Source organism: Enterobacter cloacae complex sp. 309I3, assembly GCF_050031595.1.
Taxonomy (GTDB): Bacteria; Pseudomonadota; Gammaproteobacteria; order Enterobacterales; family Enterobacteriaceae; genus Enterobacter; species Enterobacter cloacae.
Genome location: NZ_JBLGWI010000001.1, coordinates 4,457,499 through 4,475,522, shown reverse-complemented (window position 1 = coordinate 4,475,522; position 18,024 = coordinate 4,457,499). Strand labels below are relative to the sequence as shown.

Genomic DNA, 18,024 nt, shown 5'->3' with positions numbered 1-18,024 from the left:
ATGTGCAGCACCAAGAGTTGTTATGGCCAAATCAGCACTGTTCACGGTGCATAAAAACGAGCCCTGCCCACAGTGCGGGGCTGAACTTGTCATTCGGTCCGGGAAACACGGTCCGTTTCTCGGTTGTTCACACTATCCGGAATGTGATTATGTTCGTCCCCTGAAAAGCCAGGCGGACGGACATATCGTTAAAATTCTGGAGGGGCAGCTTTGCCCGAAGTGTGGAGGCGAACTGGCGTTACGGCAGGGCCGTTTTGGTATGTTCATTGGTTGCAGTCGCTATCCTGAATGTGAACATACGGAACAAATTGATAAGCCAGATGAAACGGCAATCGCCTGCCCCCAGTGCCAGCGCGGACAACTGGTACAGCGTCGTTCTCGTTTTGGTAAAACCTTCCATTCCTGCGATCGTTATCCTGAATGCCAGTTCGTTATCAATTTCAAACCGGTAGCGGGTACCTGCCCTCATTGCGATTATCCGTTACTTATAGAGAAGAAAACGGCGCAAGGTATGAAACGCTTTTGCGCCAGTAAACAATGTGGAAAGCCGGTTTCGGCGGATGAAATCAGTGAATAATAACCTGCCAACAGGATCCATTGCGCACGCAGTGGAGGTCCTGAAAAATGAAGAAGTCATCGCCTATCCAACAGAAGCTGTCTTTGGGGTCGGTTGCGATCCTGACAGCGAGACAGCTGTGAATCGCTTACTTACGCTAAAACAGAGACCTGTCGAAAAAGGATTGATTTTGATCGCTGCTAATTATGAGCAGCTTAAACCCTATATTGATGATTCCATGCTCACGCCAGCACAACGGGATACCATCTTTTCGGCGTGGCCAGGGCCGGTGACCTTTGTTTTCCCGGCGCAGCCAACTACGCCACGCTGGTTAACAGGGCGTTTCGATTCCCTCGCTGTCCGTGTCACCGATCATCCGCTGGTGGTAGAGCTATGTCTGGCGTTTGGTAAACCGCTGGTCTCAACCAGTGCCAACCTTACCGGGCAGCCTCCTTGCCGGAGCACCGAAGAGGTGCTGGCGCAGTTCGGGAATGACTTCCCGGTAGCCGTCGGTGAAACCGGAGGTCGTCTTAATCCGTCGGAAATCCGCGACGCCTTGACCGGCGAACGTTTTCGCCAGGGGTAATATGATGGAAACCTATGCCGTTTTTGGTAATCCGATCGCACACAGCAAGTCGCCGCTGATCCATCAGCAGTTTGCTGAACAACTGCAGATTGATCATCCCTATGGCCGGGTGCTGGCACCTGTTGATGCCTTTGTTACCACCCTGAATGCTTTTTTTGACGCGGGTGGTAAAGGTGCCAATGTGACGGTGCCTTTTAAAGAAGAAGCCTTTGAACGTGCGGATGAATTAACTGAGCGCGCATCTCTTGCGGGTGCCGTGAATACGCTTAAACGGCTGGAGGATGGTCGCCTTCTCGGTGACAACACTGACGGAATCGGCTTACTTAGCGATCTGGAAAGACTCTCATTTATCAAACCCGGGTTCCGGGTTCTGTTGATTGGTGCTGGTGGGGCATCGCGAGGCGTACTGTTGCCGCTCCTTTCACTGGATTGTGCAGTGACCATAACCAATCGCACCTTTTCCCGGGCGGAAGCGTTGGCGGCGTTGTTTGCACATACTGGCAGCGTGAGCGCGATGGCTCTTGATGATCTTATCCACCATGAATTTGATCTTATCATTAATGCCACCTCCAGCGGCATTGGCGGGGAAGTACCGGCGATCCCGTCCTCTTTGGTAAACAGCCACCTCTATTGCTACGACATGTTTTATCAGAAAGGGAAAACTCCCTTCCTCAGCTGGTGTGAACAACACGGCGCGAAACAGCTGGCTGATGGCCTTGGCATGCTGGTGGGGCAGGCTGCGCATGCAGTTTTGCTCTGGCACGGTGTATTACCTGCTGTCGAACCTGTCATTGAAAAGCTGAAACAGGAACTTACGGCGTGAACCAGGCGATTCACTTTCCCGACAGAGAACAGTGGGATGAGAGTAAGCAAGCAGTCTGTTTCCCGGTGCTCGTGCATGGGATGCAACTGACATGTGCCATTAGCGGTGAAACGCTCAAGCGCCGCTTTGGTGGCTCAAATCCATTAGAGGTGTTTTGCGAAAATCGCTGGGATCTTGAAGAAGAAGCCAGCGAGTTGATCCGCGATCAGCAGGAAGACGATCAGGGCTGGGTCTGGCTGTCCTGATCCAGATACTCATCTTTCCATTTCACGTAATTATTCGCTGAATATTTCAGACCTTCTCTTTCCGCTTCTGTTAAGGGGCGGATCTGCTTTACCGGGCTGCCTAAATAGAGATAGCCGCTTTCGAGCCGTTTATGTTGAGGGACAAGACTCCCGGCACCAATCATTACATCATCCTCTACGATGACACCATCCAGCAGGATCGATCCCATGCCAACCAGCACCCGGTTTCCGATAGTGCAGCCGTGAAGCATGACTTTATGACCGACGGTAACATCTTCTCCTATAACAAGTGGATTGCCGTCCGGGTTATATGAGGATTTGTGGGTGACATGCAGCACGCTGCCATCCTGAATATTAGTGCGTGCGCCAATTGCCACATAGTTAACGTCTCCCCTGATCGCAACGAGCGGCCAGATGCTGACATCATCGGCCATTCGGACATCGCCAATGACCACACTGCTGGCATCGATCATCACGCGATCGCCTTTTTGTGGAATCAGATCTTTATACGGACGTAGTACTGCAGACATATCTACCTCGACAGATGAGCTTTATACAGAAGACTTTGATCATATTTTGGGATCGAGGCAAGGCAAAATACGTCAATATTTAAGCAGATCGGGCGGGATTTCAGCGAAAAGCGCGGAAAATCATCAGTCAGAAAAAAAGATCTAAAAAATACTTGTGCTAAAAAATGGGATCCCTATAATGCGCCTCCATCGACACGGCGGATGTGAATCACTTCACAAACAGCCCGGTCGGTTGAAGAGAAAAAATCCTGAAAATCAGGGTTGACTCTGAAAGAGGAAAGCGTAATATACGCCACCTCGCGAAAGAGCGCTGAAGCGCGTCGCAACTGCTCTTTAACAATTTATCAGACAATCTGTGTGGGCACTCAAAGTGACATGGATTCTTAACGTCCTCGGACGAAAAATGAATACCAAGTCTCAACGAGTGAACACGTAATTCATTACGAAGTTTAATTCATTGAGCATCAAACTTTTAAATTGAAGAGTTTGATCATGGCTCAGATTGAACGCTGGCGGCAGGCCTAACACATGCAAGTCGAACGGTAACACAGAGAGCTTGCTCTCGGGTGACGAGTGGCGGACGGGTGAGTAATGTCTGGGAAACTGCCTGATGGAGGGGGATAACTACTGGAAACGGTAGCTAATACCGCATAACGTCGCAAGACCAAAGAGGGGGACCTTCGGGCCTCTTGCCATCAGATGTGCCCAGATGGGATTAGCTAGTAGGTGGGGTAACGGCTCACCTAGGCGACGATCCCTAGCTGGTCTGAGAGGATGACCAGCCACACTGGAACTGAGACACGGTCCAGACTCCTACGGGAGGCAGCAGTGGGGAATATTGCACAATGGGCGCAAGCCTGATGCAGCCATGCCGCGTGTATGAAGAAGGCCTTCGGGTTGTAAAGTACTTTCAGCGGGGAGGAAGGTGTTGTGGTTAATAACCACAGCAATTGACGTTACCCGCAGAAGAAGCACCGGCTAACTCCGTGCCAGCAGCCGCGGTAATACGGAGGGTGCAAGCGTTAATCGGAATTACTGGGCGTAAAGCGCACGCAGGCGGTCTGTCAAGTCGGATGTGAAATCCCCGGGCTCAACCTGGGAACTGCATTCGAAACTGGCAGGCTGGAGTCTTGTAGAGGGGGGTAGAATTCCAGGTGTAGCGGTGAAATGCGTAGAGATCTGGAGGAATACCGGTGGCGAAGGCGGCCCCCTGGACAAAGACTGACGCTCAGGTGCGAAAGCGTGGGGAGCAAACAGGATTAGATACCCTGGTAGTCCACGCCGTAAACGATGTCGATTTGGAGGTTGTGCCCTTGAGGCGTGGCTTCCGGAGCTAACGCGTTAAATCGACCGCCTGGGGAGTACGGCCGCAAGGTTAAAACTCAAATGAATTGACGGGGGCCCGCACAAGCGGTGGAGCATGTGGTTTAATTCGATGCAACGCGAAGAACCTTACCTGGTCTTGACATCCACAGAACTTTCCAGAGATGGATTGGTGCCTTCGGGAACTGTGAGACAGGTGCTGCATGGCTGTCGTCAGCTCGTGTTGTGAAATGTTGGGTTAAGTCCCGCAACGAGCGCAACCCTTATCCTTTGTTGCCAGCGGTCCGGCCGGGAACTCAAAGGAGACTGCCAGTGATAAACTGGAGGAAGGTGGGGATGACGTCAAGTCATCATGGCCCTTACGACCAGGGCTACACACGTGCTACAATGGCGCATACAAAGAGAAGCGACCTCGCGAGAGCAAGCGGACCTCATAAAGTGCGTCGTAGTCCGGATTGGAGTCTGCAACTCGACTCCATGAAGTCGGAATCGCTAGTAATCGTAGATCAGAATGCTACGGTGAATACGTTCCCGGGCCTTGTACACACCGCCCGTCACACCATGGGAGTGGGTTGCAAAAGAAGTAGGTAGCTTAACCTTCGGGAGGGCGCTTACCACTTTGTGATTCATGACTGGGGTGAAGTCGTAACAAGGTAACCGTAGGGGAACCTGCGGTTGGATCACCTCCTTACCTTAAAGAACCTGCCTTTGCAGTGCTCACACAGATTGTCTGATGAAAAGTAAATAGCAAGGCGTCTTGCGATTGAGACTGTACGTCCCCTTCGTCTAGAGGCCCAGGACACCGCCCTTTCACGGCGGTAACAGGGGTTCGAATCCCCTAGGGGACGCCACTTGCTGGTTCGTGAGTGAAAGTCACCTGCCGTCATATCTCAAAACTGACTTGCGAGTCATGTTTGAGATATTTGCTCTTTAAAAATCTGGATCAAGCTGAAAATTGAAACGACACACATGTTATGTGTGTTCGAGTCTCTCAAATTTTCGCAATCAGAAGTGAAACATCTTCGGGTTGTGAGGTTAAGCGACTAAGCGTACACGGTGGATGCCCTGGCAGTCAGAGGCGATGAAGGACGTGCTAATCTGCGAAAAGCGCCGGCGAGGTGATATGAACCCTTGACCCGGCGATGTCCGAATGGGGAAACCCAGTGTGATTCGTCACACTATCGTTAACTGAATACATAGGTTAACGAGGCGAACCGGGGGAACTGAAACATCTAAGTACCCCGAGGAAAAGAAATCAACCGAGATTCCCCCAGTAGCGGCGAGCGAACGGGGAGCAGCCCAGAGTCTGAATCAGCTTGTGTGTTAGTGGAAGCGTCTGGAAAGTCGCACGGTACAGGGTGAAAGTCCCGTACACGAAAATGCACAGGCTGTGAACTCGAAGAGTAGGGCGGGACACGTGGTATCCTGTCTGAATATGGGGGGACCATCCTCCAAGGCTAAATACTCCTGACTGACCGATAGTGAACCAGTACCGTGAGGGAAAGGCGAAAAGAACCCCGGCGAGGGGAGTGAAAAAGAACCTGAAACCGTGTACGTACAAGCAGTGGGAGCACCTTCGGGTGTGACTGCGTACCTTTTGTATAATGGGTCAGCGACTTATATTCTGTAGCAAGGTTAACCGTATAGGGGAGCCGAAGGGAAACCGAGTCTTAACTGGGCGTTAAGTTGCAGGGTATAGACCCGAAACCCGGTGATCTAGCCATGGGCAGGTTGAAGGTTGGGTAACACTAACTGGAGGACCGAACCGACTAATGTTGAAAAATTAGCGGATGACCTGTGGCTGGGGGTGAAAGGCCAATCAAACCGGGAGATAGCTGGTTCTCCCCGAAAGCTATTTAGGTAGCGCCTCGTGAACTCATCTTCGGGGGTAGAGCACTGTTTCGGCTAGGGGGCCATCCCGGCTTACCAACCCGATGCAAACTACGAATACCGAAGAATGTTATCACGGGAGACACACGGCGGGTGCTAACGTCCGTCGTGAAGAGGGAAACAACCCAGACCGCCAGCTAAGGTCCCAAAGTCATGGTTAAGTGGGAAACGATGTGGGAAGGCCCAGACAGCCAGGATGTTGGCTTAGAAGCAGCCATCATTTAAAGAAAGCGTAATAGCTCACTGGTCGAGTCGGCCTGCGCGGAAGATGTAACGGGGCTAAACCATGCACCGAAGCTGCGGCAGCGACGCTTATGCGTTGTTGGGTAGGGGAGCGTTCTGTAAGCCGTTGAAGGTGGCCTGTGAGGGTTGCTGGAGGTATCAGAAGTGCGAATGCTGACATAAGTAACGATAAAGCGGGTGAAAAGCCCGCTCGCCGGAAGACCAAGGGTTCCTGTCCAACGTTAATCGGGGCAGGGTGAGTCGACCCCTAAGGCGAGGCCGAAAGGCGTAGTCGATGGGAAACAGGTTAATATTCCTGTACTTGGTGTTACTGCGAAGGGGGGACGGAGAAGGCTATGTTAGCCGGGCGACGGTTGTCCCGGTTTAAGCATGTAGGCGGAGGTTCCAGGTAAATCCGGTACCTTTTAACGCTGAGGTGTGATGACGAGGCACTACGGTGCTGAAGTAACAAATGCCCTGCTTCCAGGAAAAGCCTCTAAGCATCAGGTAACACGAAATCGTACCCCAAACCGACACAGGTGGTCAGGTAGAGAATACCAAGGCGCTTGAGAGAACTCGGGTGAAGGAACTAGGCAAAATGGTGCCGTAACTTCGGGAGAAGGCACGCTGATATGTAGGTGAAGCCCCTGCGGGTGGAGCTGAAATCAGTCGAAGATACCAGCTGGCTGCAACTGTTTATTAAAAACACAGCACTGTGCAAACACGAAAGTGGACGTATACGGTGTGACGCCTGCCCGGTGCCGGAAGGTTAATTGATGGGGTTAGCGGCAACGCGAAGCTCTTGATCGAAGCCCCGGTAAACGGCGGCCGTAACTATAACGGTCCTAAGGTAGCGAAATTCCTTGTCGGGTAAGTTCCGACCTGCACGAATGGCGTAATGATGGCCAGGCTGTCTCCACCCGAGACTCAGTGAAATTGAACTCGCTGTGAAGATGCAGTGTACCCGCGGCAAGACGGAAAGACCCCGTGAACCTTTACTATAGCTTGACACTGAACACTGGTCCTTGATGTGTAGGATAGGTGGGAGGCTTTGAAGCGTGGACGCCAGTCTGCGTGGAGCCGTCCTTGAAATACCACCCTTTAATGGCTGGTGTTCTAACGTAGACCCGTGATCCGGGTTGCGGACAGTGTCTGGTGGGTAGTTTGACTGGGGCGGTCTCCTCCCAAAGAGTAACGGAGGAGCACGAAGGTTAGCTAATCCTGGTCGGACATCAGGAGGTTAGTGCAATGGCATAAGCTAGCTTGACTGCGAGAGTGACGGCTCGAGCAGGTGCGAAAGCAGGTCATAGTGATCCGGTGGTTCTGAATGGAAGGGCCATCGCTCAACGGATAAAAGGTACTCCGGGGATAACAGGCTGATACCGCCCAAGAGTTCATATCGACGGCGGTGTTTGGCACCTCGATGTCGGCTCATCACATCCTGGGGCTGAAGTAGGTCCCAAGGGTATGGCTGTTCGCCATTTAAAGTGGTACGCGAGCTGGGTTTAGAACGTCGTGAGACAGTTCGGTCCCTATCTGCCGTGGGCGCTGGAGAATTGAGGGGGGCTGCTCCTAGTACGAGAGGACCGGAGTGGACGCATCACTGGTGTTCGGGTTGTCATGCCAATGGCACTGCCCGGTAGCTAAATGCGGAAGAGATAAGTGCTGAAAGCATCTAAGCACGAAACTTGCCCCGAGATGAGTTCTCCCTGAGACTTTAAGTCTCCTGAAGGAACGTTAAAGACGATGACGTTGATAGGTCGGGTGTGTAAGCGCAGCGATGCGTTGAGCTAACCGATACTAATGAACCGTGAGGCTTAACCTTACAACGCCGAAGATGTTTTGGCGAAGAGACAGATTTTCAGCCTGATACAGATTAACAGAATTTGCCTGGCGGCTTTAGCGCGGTGGTCCCACCTGACCCCATGCCGAACTCAGAAGTGAAACGCCGTAGCGCCGATGGTAGTGTGGGGTCTCCCCATGTGAGAGTAGGGAACTGCCAGGCATCAAATTTAGTGTGCTGATATGGCTCAGTTGGTAGAGCGCACCCTTGGTAAGGGTGAGGTCCCCAGTTCGACTCTGGGTATCAGCACCACTTTATACTTAGGTTAAAGTTCGGCAAGAAGTAAAAGAATTTGTCTGGCGGCTTTAGCGCGGTGGTCCCACCTGACCCCATGCCGAACTCAGAAGTGAAACGCCGTAGCGCCGATGGTAGTGTGGGGTCTCCCCATGTGAGAGTAGGGAACTGCCAGACATCAAACAAGTGAAAAGGCCATCCGAAAGGATGGCCTTTTTGCATTTCTACACGGCACACAGCGTAGGCCGGGTACGGCGAAGCCGCCACCCGGCATAACAAACGACTAGTGAATCACCTGTGACAGGAATGCTTGCGTGCGTTCTGACTTCGGATGCGCAAAGAACTCATCCGGTGGCGCCTGTTCAACAATCTCTCCGCGATCCATAAAGATCACCCGGTCAGCCACGGTCCTGGCGAACCCCATTTCGTGAGTCACGCACAGCATAGTCATTCCAGATTGCGCCAGCCCAATCATGGTATCCAGAACTTCTTTCACCATTTCAGGATCCAGCGCTGAAGTTGGCTCATCAAAAAGCATAATTTTGGGCTTCATGCACAGTGAACGGGCGATAGCCACACGCTGCTGCTGGCCACCCGATATCTGGCCTGGAAATTTATTGGCGTGTTCAGCAATACGTACACGTTCCAGATAGTGCATCGCTAACGCTTCAGCTTCCTTTTTTGGCATTTTGCGCACCCAAATCGGCGCAAGCGTACAGTTCTGCAGCACCGTCAGATGGGGGAACAGGTTAAAGTGCTGAAACACCATCCCGACTTCCTGACGCACGCGTTCGATGTTGCGAATATCTTCATTCAGTTCGATACCATCAACAACAATACGCCCCTGTTGATGCTCCTCAAGGTGATTGATGCAGCGAATGGTTGTCGATTTCCCGGACCCGGAAGGGCCGCAAAGGACAATGCGTTCGCCCTGCTTGACCTTAAGATTGATATCTTTCAGGACGTGAAATTGCCCGTACCATTTATTTACGTTTTCAAGCGTAATCATCGCGTCGGCGGGTGTCATAGTTATTTGGCTCATAATTTCCTCAGTGCGGTGTACGCCCGGTGTTAAAGCGCTTTTCCAGATGCTGGCTATAGCGCGACATGCTAAAACAAAAGATCCAGTAGATCAGAGCAGCAAAGACATATCCTTCGGTGGACATGCCAAGCCAGACAGGGTCAACCGTTGCCTGTTGCACGCTGCTAAAGAGATCGAACAATCCGATAATGATCACGAGGCTGGTATCTTTGAAGAGGGCGATGATCGTGTTCACCAGCCCAGGGATAACCAGCTTGAGTGCCTGCGGAAGTATCACCAGCCCCTGTGTTTTCCAGTAACCGAGCGCCAGTGATTCCGCAGCCTCATACTGCCCTTTAGGCAATGCCTGCAGACCGCCACGCACCACCTCCGCAACGTAGGCTGACTGGAACAGAATGACTCCCACCAGGGCACGGATCAGTTTGTCTATCGTCGTGCCTTCTGCCATAAACAATGGCAGCATGACCGAAGACATAAAGAGGACGGTAATAAGCGGTACACCGCGCCAGAACTCAATGAAAATAACCGAGAGCACACGGACAACGGGCATTTTTGAGCGACGGCCTAGCGCCAGTAAAATGCCCCACGGCAGTGCGCCTGCGATCCCAACAGAAGCAATAATCAGCGTCAGCGTTAAGCCGCCCCATTGTCGGGTTTCCACGCGTTCCAGCCCCAGGAAACCACCGTACAACAGCACCCACACAACAATCGGATACACCACCGCCCAGCAGGCGATGTACCGTCCGCGTTGCGGCAGCCTTTTCCAGAACATCACGGCGATGGAGAGCAGCCCAATAACCAGCGCCAGATTGATTCGCCAGCGTTGTTCGTGCGGATACAATCCATACATGAACTGACCAAAACGCTCGTGGATAAACACCCAGCAAGCGCCAGCTTTTGTACAATCTGCCCGGGTTGAACCGACCCAGTTAGCCTGCAAGAAAGCCCAGTTAATGAGTGGCGGGATCAACTCCCACATCAGCCACAGACAAATTATTGTCAGCAGACTGTTACCCCAGCTGGAGAACAGATTCTTGCGCGCCCAGAGAATAAAACGCCCACCTGTCGGGTTGGCAGGACGCGAAGAGCGCGACAGTATCGCTTTTGTCATCATAGTTCCTTAGCGCTCGACCAGTGCGATACGGCGGTTATACAGGTTCATCAGCAACGAGATCGCCAGGCTGATAATCAGATAAACGGACATAGTGATGGCAATGGTTTCAATGGCCTGTCCTGTCTGGTTAAGCACGGTGCCGGCGAACAGTGACACCATATCCGGGTAGCCAATAGCGGCTGCCAGCGACGAGTTTTTGACAATATTGAGGTACTGGCTGGTCAGGGGCGGAATGATGACCCGTAACGCCTGTGGAATAATGACCTGTCGAAGCGTTACCGTATGAGGTAACCCCAGAGAGCGTGCTGCCTCGTGCTGTCCATGCGGGACTGCCTGGATCCCCGCCCGAATGATTTCGGCAATAAACGCAGACGTATAAATGGAAAGGGCCAGGGTCAGGGCCGCCAGTTCAGGAATTAATACCATCCCGCCCTGGAAGTTAAAGCCCCGCAGATGTGGGACATCCCAGTGTAACGCGGCACCAAAAAGCCAGTGTGTCAGTAGCGGCAGACCGATAATCAAAAGCGCCGCAATTGGCCATGTCTTGCGAAGCTGCCCGGTTTTGATCTGATGTTTGCGGTTATAGCGAAATAGCCCGGCAGAGAGGGCGAGCGCGATGATAATCGCGGCGATAAAAGCATATATCCCTTCTGCGAGTTCAGGAGAAGGAATATAGAGCCCACGGTTGCTCAGAAAAAACAGATCGAAGGCATCGACAGCCTGACGTGGCCCCGGAAGGTTACGCAGTACGGCGAAATACCAGAAAAAAATCTGCAGCAGCGGCGGGATATTACGGAACGTCTCAATGTAAATGGTGGACAGCTTTCGCAGCAGCCAGTTATCTGACAGGCGAGCGAGGCCAATAAAAAAGCCCAGTATGGAGGCGAAAACAATACACAGCGCGGAGACCAGCAGTGTATTGAGTAAACCGACGAGGAACACGCGGCCGTAGGTATCGCCTTCCTGATAGTCAATAAGATGCTGAACAATGCCAAAACCCGCACTGCGATCCAGAAAAGCAAAGCCGGAGGTAATACCGCGATTATTCAGGTTGGTAACCGTGTTATGAATTAAATAAATGGCGATAAGAACAACCGCAAGAATGGCAATAATCTGGAATAGCCAGGCGCGGACCGCGGGATGAGAAAAGGATAGCGATCCTTTTACGGGGGAGCGGCGATGGAACATAAAGAAACCTCGGTAACCATGACTCTGGAGTGGGCACTGCGTTCACAGTGCCCGTTACAGCAAAGACTTAACGTACTGGCGGTGCGTACTGAATACCGCCGTTATTCCAGAGATTGTTCTGGCCGCGTTTGATCTTCAGCGGGCTTTCCGATCCCACGTTGCGCTCAAAGATCTCAGCGTAGTTGCCCACCTGTTTAATGATGTGGTACGCCCACTTGTTATCCAGCTTCAGATCCTTGCCAAAATCGCCTTCTGTGCCCAGCAGGTGTGCCATATCCGGGGTAGACGGTTTGGCAGCTTTCTCATCGACGTTTTTCGAGCTGATACCCATCTCTTCTGCATTTAACATGGCGAACAGGGTCCAGCGAACGATAGAGAACCAGTCTTCGTCGCCACGGCGAACGACGGGTCCAAGGGGCTCTTTGGAGATGACTTCAGGCAGGACGATCCACTCTGCCGGGTTGCTCAGCTTAATACGCAGCGCGTAGAGCTGTGACTGGTCAGAGGCCAGCGTATCGCAACGGCCAGATTCCAGCGCTTTGGCTGATTCATCAGAGCGATCGAATGTCACCGGGGTGTACTTCATATTATTCGCTTTGAAATAATCGGCGACGTTAAGCTCGGTATCGGTACCGGCCTGAATACACACGGTCGCACCGTCCAGCTCTTTGGCGCTTTTCAGACCCGCTTTATTGTGGGTCAGGAAACCGATGCCGTCATAATAAGTGACACCGGTGAATGACATCCCCATTCCTGCATCACGGGAGGAGGTCCAGGTGGTATTACGGGAGAGCATGTCCACTTCGCCGGACTGCAGCGCGGTGAAACGTTCTTTGGCCGTCAGTGGGGTATATTTTACTTTGCTGTCATCACCGAAAACGGCAGCGGCGACGCCCCGGCAGACGTCAACATCGATACCGGTAAATTTGCCGTTAGCATCGGCATAAGAGAAGCCAGGCAAACCGTCGCTGATACCGCACTGAACAAAACCTTTCTTTTTCACGGCATCCAGCGTTGTGCCCGCATGGGCCTGACCCGCAACAGCAAACAACATACCCGCAGCGGCCAGGCTGGCTATCATCGTCTTTTTCATAATGCATCCTGTGTGGCTAAATTTATCGTTATTTAGGTGTTTTAAACACTTTTACCCATCTGTGGCGTTGGCCGACGTTTATATAGCAAACGTAATGCCAGGTTTCGCGCTCGATGAAATAAGCGATAAGTGAACGCTTAATGCTGAGTGTAGACAGGCTTAAATAAAAGGAGCGCCCCGAAACGGTGCGAAATTACAACCTGTGCCACAAATCGGAGCAAAACTTTTAAGGAGGGTTAGAAAAAAAGAAGAGATAGTTTCCGGAGTGAATATTGGCCGGGTATTCAATAATATGAATGGGTGAAAATCATCAAAACTGAATACAAAATTAAAAGGGGAAGTGAAAAAGAGGTGACAGGCTTCTGGCTAAAATTAATGGCGTGAATAAATACGGGATTTTTACTGATTTGATATTACTGCACTCATTCAAAGCAAAAGCGCGGCCAGAGCCGCGCTTTCTGAACAGATGTTATCGGGTCAGGGCAACAATACCCAGCGTCAACCCCGCCACCGCGGCAGCACCACCAGCGATAGCACCTGCTGTTTCCCAGTTATCCTGAGTGGTACCTTTCATACAGGTATTGGTATGAACCAGTCGGCCCTGATCGTCGTATACCGGTACACATGGAGAGTCGTGCGCGCATCCAGCCAGCAGCGCAGCGAGTAGTGCAACGGAAATGAATCTTTTCATGATGTTACCTCAGTATTATTTCGCGTCCGCTATAAAGCCAGGAGGGCTATTAACGAACTGGAGGTTATTTTACCACCGGGATAAGCCCACGTTACACGAGGAATAATCTCAAATTATGTTGTTTGTAAACATCGTGGAGAAAAGTGTTTCGTCAGAACGAATTAATGGAGAAATTATGGAGTAACAACGTGGCGTTCTTACTTAATGCAAACTGACTCTTTTTAACACTGCGATCTTAATACACTGTTTATCTTAAAATAAAAAAGGCACCAGAGGTGCCTTTCAGGTATTCATTACTCTTTATGGCGCGTAAAGCGTCGCCGGACGACCACAAAGAAAACGGGCACGAAGAAGATAGCCAGAAGCGTTGCGGAAAGCATGCCCCCCATGACCCCTGTCCCGACCGCGTTTTGCGCACCGCTCCCGGCGCCATGGCTGATCACCAGCGGCATGACGCCAAGAATAAAGGCGAGCGAGGTCATCAGGATCGGTCGAAGGCGCATTCTTGATGCTTCCAGCGTGGCTTCAATGATGCCTTTACCCTCTTTTTCCATCAGATCTTTGGCAAACTCAACGATCAGAATGGCGTTTTTAGCCGACAAACCAATCGTTGTCAGTAAACCCACCTGGAAATAGACGTCATTGTTCAAGCCACGTAACGCTGCTGCAACCAGCGCCCCTATGACTCCCAGCGGGACCACCAGCATCACTGAGAAGGGAATGGACCAGCTTTCGTAAAGAGCAGCCAGACACAGGAACACCACAATCAGTGAAATAGCGTACAACGCAGGCGCCTGATTTCCGGAAAGTCGCTCCTGATAAGACATTCCTGTCCAGTCATACCCGATGCCGGAAGGCAGTTTTGCAGCAAGACTCTCCATCAGCGCCATGGCCTCACCAGTACTTTTCCCGGGTGCGGACTCACCGATGATCTCCATGGATGGCATCCCGTTATAGCGCTCCAGGCGAGGTGAACCGTACACCCAGTGCGAGGTGCTAAAGGCGGAGAAAGGAACCATCTCACCATTTGCGCTGCGTACATACAGGTTGCTGATGTCACCAGGCAGCATACGGAAGCGCGCATCAGCCTGGACATAGACCTTTTTCACGCGTCCATGATCGATAAAGTCATTTACATAAGTTCCACCCAGGGCCGTCGAGATGGTCTGGTTGACGTCAGAAAGACTGATGCCCAGCGCCTGAGCCTTCTCCTGGTCGACATCCAGTTTAAACTGCGGGGTATCTTCCAGACCATTTGGCCGCACGCGCACCAGCATGTCAGGGTGCGCTTTCACCATTCCGAGCAGCTCATTCCGCGCCTGCGTCAGCGAGGTATGTCCCAGGTTTGCCTGATCAATCAGTTCGAAGTCGAAGCCCGTTGCGGTTCCCAGTTCGATAATCGCAGGAAGGTTAAACGGAAATACGAGTCCATCTTTTATCTGACTGAAGGCTTTTGTCGCGCGGCCAACAATCGCCTCAACGCTATTTTCCGCCCCCGGTCGTGCTTCCCAGGGCTTCAGGCTAATGAAGGCAATCCCGGCGTTCTGGCCCTGGCCGCTAAAACTAAAGCCATTAACGGTAAAGACAGATTCAACATTGGCCTTCTCGTTTTTCAGATAATAGTTCTGGACCTGATCGAGGACCTGCTGTGTACGCGTCTGGGTCGCACCGGCCGGAAGTTGCACCATCGTCATAAATACTCCCTGGTCCTCTTCGGGCAGGAAGGAGGTGGGCAAGCGCAGGAACAGCACCGCCATACCACCCACAATGATGATGTACACCACCAGGTAGCGTCCGGTCTTGAGTAAAATGCCGCTCACGCTGTTGCTGTAGTGCTCCACGCTACGGTCAAAAAGCGCATTAAACCAGCCAAAGAAACCGCCTTTCTTTTCGTGGTGATCGCCGGATACCGGTTTAAGCAGGGTTGCGCACAGCGCGGGGGTCAGGATCAGGGCGACCAACACGGAGAGCGCCATTGCCGAAACGATGGTCAGCGAAAACTGCCGATAGATGGCCCCGGTCGAGCCACCGAAAAATGCCATCGGGATAAAGACCGCCGACAGCACCATGGCTATACCCACCAGTGCGCCCTGAATCTGTTCCATCGACTTCTGCGTCGCCTCTTTCGGCGGCAGTTTGTCTTCTACCATCACGCGTTCGACGTTCTCAACGACCACGATGGCATCATCAACCAGCAAGCCTATTGCCAGCACCATCCCGAACATCGTCAGGGTATTGATGGAGAACCCGAACGCCGCCAGCACCGCGAAGGTACCCAGCAAAACAACCGGCACCGCGATAGTGGGGATAAGCGTCGCGCGCAGGTTTTGCAGGAACAGATACATCACCAGGAAGACGAGAATGATCGCTTCAAACAGGGTTTTCACCACTTCGTGAATAGAGATCTTCACAAACGGCGTGGTGTCGTACGGATAAACCACCTTCAGACCCTGTGGGAAGAATTGCTGCAGTTGCGCCAGCTTGCTCTTGATGGCCGACGCCGTATCCAGCGCATTTGCACCGGTCGCCAGCTTAATCCCCAGGCCGGTTGCGGCCTGCCCGTTGATTTTGGTCACCATATTGTAGTTTTCACCGCCCAGTTCAATGCGTGCGACATCCTTCAGATGCACCATCGAGCCGTCCTGGTTCACCTTCAGCGTCACGCGGCCAAACTCTTCCGGTGATTTCAGGCGGGTTTGCGCAATGATCGAGGCGTTCAATTGTTGGCCCGGCACGGACGGCGTTCCGCCTAGCTGGCCTGCCGCTATCTGGTCATTCTGGGTTTTCAGTTGATTAATAATGTCCAGCGGCGTCAGCTGGTATTTATTCATCGCGTTACTGTCGAGCCAGATGCGCATTGCATACTGGGCACCAAACAGCTGAACATCACCCACCCCAGTGGTTCGACTAATGGCATCTTTCACATTCGAGGCGACGTAGTCGGAAATGTCATCCTGCGAGAGGCTTTTATTGTCTGAAACAAAGCCAGCCACCAGCAGGAAGCTGCTGCTGGACTTCTCAACGCCGATCCCTTGTTGCTGCACTTCCTGCGGCAGCAGCGGCATGGCGAGCTGAAGTTTATTCTGAACCTGAACCTGGGCGATATCCGGGTCTGTACCAGACTCAAAGGTCAGGGTGATGGTGACATTACCTGCAGAATCGCTGGTGGATGACATATACATCAGGTTATCGATGCCGTTCATATTCTGTTCGATAACCTGCGTCACGGTATCCTGCACCGTCTGCGCATCTGCGCCAGGGTAGGTTGCGGTTATGGCAACCGCGGGTGGGGCGATAGTCGGATACTGCGCTACAGGCAGTTTGAGGATCGCCAGCCCACCTGCAATCATCAAAATGATGGCGAGTACCCAGGCGAAAACCGGCCTCTGGATAAAGAAATTAGCCATGACGTCGTTCCTTAACCGGCTGGAGTCGTAGAGGTATCGGGTGTGGCGACGACGGTAGCCCCAGGTTTGGCTTTTTGTAACCCACTGACAATCACGCGGTCACCGTTTTTCAGCCCCTCTGTGACCAGCCAGCGATCGCCAATGGCCTGAGAGGCAACGACGGTGCGTGACTCAACCTGGTTTTTGTCGTTAACAATCAGGACGGTTGCATCCCCACGCGGCGTGCGGGTGACGCCTTGCTGTGGGATCAGAATCGCATTCGGCTGCGTACCCTCATTAATGCGGGCGCGTACAAACATTCCCGGTAACAGCAGGTGTTGCGGATTCGGGAAAATCGCCCGCAGAGTGATGGAGCCAGTGCTTTCATCAACCGTCACATCAGAAAACTGCAGCGTGCCTTTTAGCGGATAGGGCTGACCATTCTCCATCAACAGCTCGACGGTGCTGGTGGTCTCCCCTTTTTGCAGGCTTGTCTGCTTCAGACGCATAAAATCATTGCTGGACTGGGTGACATCGACATACATCGGATCCAGTTGCTGTACCGTTGCGAGGGCGTTTGCCTGGCCGTTGGTGACGAGAGCTCCCTCGGTCACGCTGGATTTACCAATGCGACCATCGACGGGAGAGGTGACTTTGGTATAGGCAAGGTTGATGCGTGCGCTTTCAACTCCTGCTTTTGCAGCAACGACACTGGCATCCGCCTGCTGAGCCGTCGCAACGGCCTGGTCGTACTCCTGCTTACTGACATACTGTGTGCCCACCAGCGGGAGATAACGTTTCACCGTCAGGTGCGCAATATTGGCTGCCGCCTGGGCTTTCGCCAGCTCTCCTTTTGCGCTGTCATACGCCGCCTGATAGCTGGCGGGATCGATCTGATAAAGTGACTGGCCAGCTTTGACATCGCTGCCTTCGGTGAAATTGCGACGCAGGATAATGCCGCTAACCTGAGGACGCACTTCCGCAACGCGAAACGCATCTGTTCTGCCCGGCAGCTCTGTTGTCACAGTGAGGGGGGCACTTTTGACAATGTGTACACTCACCTGAGGCGGCTGCGGTTGATGTTGCTGATTTTCCTGCCCATCGCATCCGGCAAGCAGTGCGGCGCAGACAATAAAACCGGTTAAGGGCAAGCGTCTGAAATGATTCGTCATTACTGTTCCTTTAAATACCCATTAACCGATATTTCCGTGGATCGGTGACAGGGCAGGGGACAAAAACAAAAAATGTAGCTGCGTAT

General features: G+C 52.5%; 12 protein-coding genes, 2 tRNA genes and 4 rRNA genes. 10 read left to right on the top strand and 8 right to left on the bottom strand.

What is annotated here, in order from left to right:
* The first annotated feature begins 22 nt into the window (after positions 1-22).
* Genes ACQG22_RS21395 through ACQG22_RS21380 form a run of 4 tightly spaced genes read left to right on the top strand, consistent with a single transcriptional unit; the run spans position 23 to position 2,210 of the window.
* Positions 23-577: a DNA topoisomerase family protein gene (locus tag ACQG22_RS21395; protein ID WP_013099010.1), complete on the top strand. Its 555-nt coding sequence runs from the start codon at positions 23-25 to the stop codon at positions 575-577.
* Positions 570-1,142 carry an L-threonylcarbamoyladenylate synthase type 1 TsaC gene (gene tsaC / locus ACQG22_RS21390; RefSeq protein ID WP_038420961.1) on the top strand — a complete coding sequence of 191 codons (573 nt, stop codon included), beginning with the start codon at positions 570-572 and terminating at the stop codon, positions 1,140-1,142. Before ACQG22_RS21395 ends, tsaC begins: the two co-directional genes overlap by 8 nt.
* A gap of 4 nt (positions 1,143-1,146) precedes the next feature.
* On the top strand, positions 1,147-1,965 hold the full coding sequence (gene aroE, locus ACQG22_RS21385; RefSeq protein WP_102752815.1) for a shikimate dehydrogenase: 819 nt from the start codon (positions 1,147-1,149) through the stop codon (positions 1,963-1,965).
* Positions 1,962-2,210: a DUF1488 domain-containing protein gene (locus tag ACQG22_RS21380; protein WP_047352259.1), complete on the top strand. Its 249-nt coding sequence runs from the start codon at positions 1,962-1,964 to the stop codon at positions 2,208-2,210. The genes aroE and ACQG22_RS21380 overlap by 4 nt, the downstream gene beginning before the upstream one ends.
* Here the strand turns inward: ACQG22_RS21380 and ACQG22_RS21375 are convergent.
* Entirely contained in the window at positions 2,186-2,740 is a 555-nt protein-coding gene (locus ACQG22_RS21375; RefSeq protein WP_058650936.1) for a gamma carbonic anhydrase family protein, read from the bottom strand. The two genes, ACQG22_RS21380 and ACQG22_RS21375, sit on opposite strands and share 25 nt — an antisense overlap.
* A gap of 474 nt (positions 2,741-3,214) precedes the next feature.
* Between ACQG22_RS21375 and ACQG22_RS21370 the strand changes: the two genes are divergently transcribed.
* From ACQG22_RS21370 to rrf (ACQG22_RS21345), 6 genes are all read left to right on the top strand, one after another.
* Positions 3,215-4,754 (top strand): 16S ribosomal RNA (locus ACQG22_RS21370).
* A gap of 84 nt (positions 4,755-4,838) precedes the next feature.
* Positions 4,839-4,914, top strand: a tRNA-Glu gene (locus ACQG22_RS21365).
* A 182-nt stretch (positions 4,915-5,096) separates the two neighbouring features.
* Positions 5,097-8,000, top strand: a 23S ribosomal RNA gene (locus tag ACQG22_RS21360).
* Between the two features lie 64 nt (positions 8,001-8,064).
* Positions 8,065-8,180, top strand: a 5S ribosomal RNA gene (gene rrf, locus ACQG22_RS21355).
* A gap of 14 nt (positions 8,181-8,194) precedes the next feature.
* Positions 8,195-8,270: transfer RNA gene (locus ACQG22_RS21350), tRNA-Thr, on the top strand.
* Positions 8,271-8,313: 43 nt separating this feature from the next.
* Positions 8,314-8,429: ribosomal RNA gene (gene rrf, locus ACQG22_RS21345) — 5S ribosomal RNA — on the top strand.
* Together the 16S, 23S and 5S rRNA genes with 2 tRNA genes alongside form the textbook arrangement of a ribosomal RNA operon.
* A 106-nt stretch (positions 8,430-8,535) precedes the next feature.
* Here rrf (ACQG22_RS21345) and ACQG22_RS21340 read toward each other — a convergent pair.
* The 7 genes from ACQG22_RS21340 to ACQG22_RS21310 form a co-directional block, all read right to left on the bottom strand.
* Positions 8,536-9,294 (bottom strand): amino acid ABC transporter ATP-binding protein, encoded by a 759-nt coding sequence (locus ACQG22_RS21340; RefSeq protein WP_013099005.1) that lies wholly within the window; start codon positions 9,292-9,294, stop codon positions 8,536-8,538.
* A gap of 7 nt (positions 9,295-9,301) precedes the next feature.
* Positions 9,302-10,405 carry an amino acid ABC transporter permease gene (locus ACQG22_RS21335; RefSeq protein WP_102752937.1) on the bottom strand — a complete coding sequence of 368 codons (1,104 nt, stop codon included), beginning with the start codon at positions 10,403-10,405 and terminating at the stop codon, positions 9,302-9,304.
* A gap of 9 nt (positions 10,406-10,414) precedes the next feature.
* Positions 10,415-11,596, bottom strand: a complete 1,182-nt coding sequence (locus ACQG22_RS21330) for an amino acid ABC transporter permease (protein ID WP_013099003.1) — start codon at positions 11,594-11,596, stop codon at positions 10,415-10,417.
* 67 nt (positions 11,597-11,663) lie between these two features.
* Positions 11,664-12,689 (bottom strand): amino acid ABC transporter substrate-binding protein, encoded by a 1,026-nt coding sequence (locus tag ACQG22_RS21325; RefSeq protein WP_013099002.1) that lies wholly within the window; start codon positions 12,687-12,689, stop codon positions 11,664-11,666.
* Positions 12,690-13,158: 469 nt separating this feature from the next.
* The gene (locus ACQG22_RS21320) at positions 13,159-13,380 is read right to left on the bottom strand and encodes a lipoprotein (RefSeq protein WP_013099001.1); all 222 of its coding nucleotides are present in this window, start codon (positions 13,378-13,380) and stop codon (positions 13,159-13,161) included.
* A gap of 293 nt (positions 13,381-13,673) precedes the next feature.
* A complete protein-coding gene (locus ACQG22_RS21315; protein WP_369706611.1) occupies positions 13,674-16,787 on the bottom strand; it encodes an efflux RND transporter permease subunit in 3,114 nt (1,037 codons plus the stop codon).
* Positions 16,788-16,798: 11 nt separating this feature from the next.
* Complete coding sequence (locus ACQG22_RS21310; RefSeq protein WP_013098999.1) at positions 16,799-17,938, bottom strand: efflux RND transporter periplasmic adaptor subunit; 1,140 nt, start codon at positions 17,936-17,938, stop codon at positions 16,799-16,801.
* Positions 17,939-18,024: the final 86 nt, after the last annotated feature.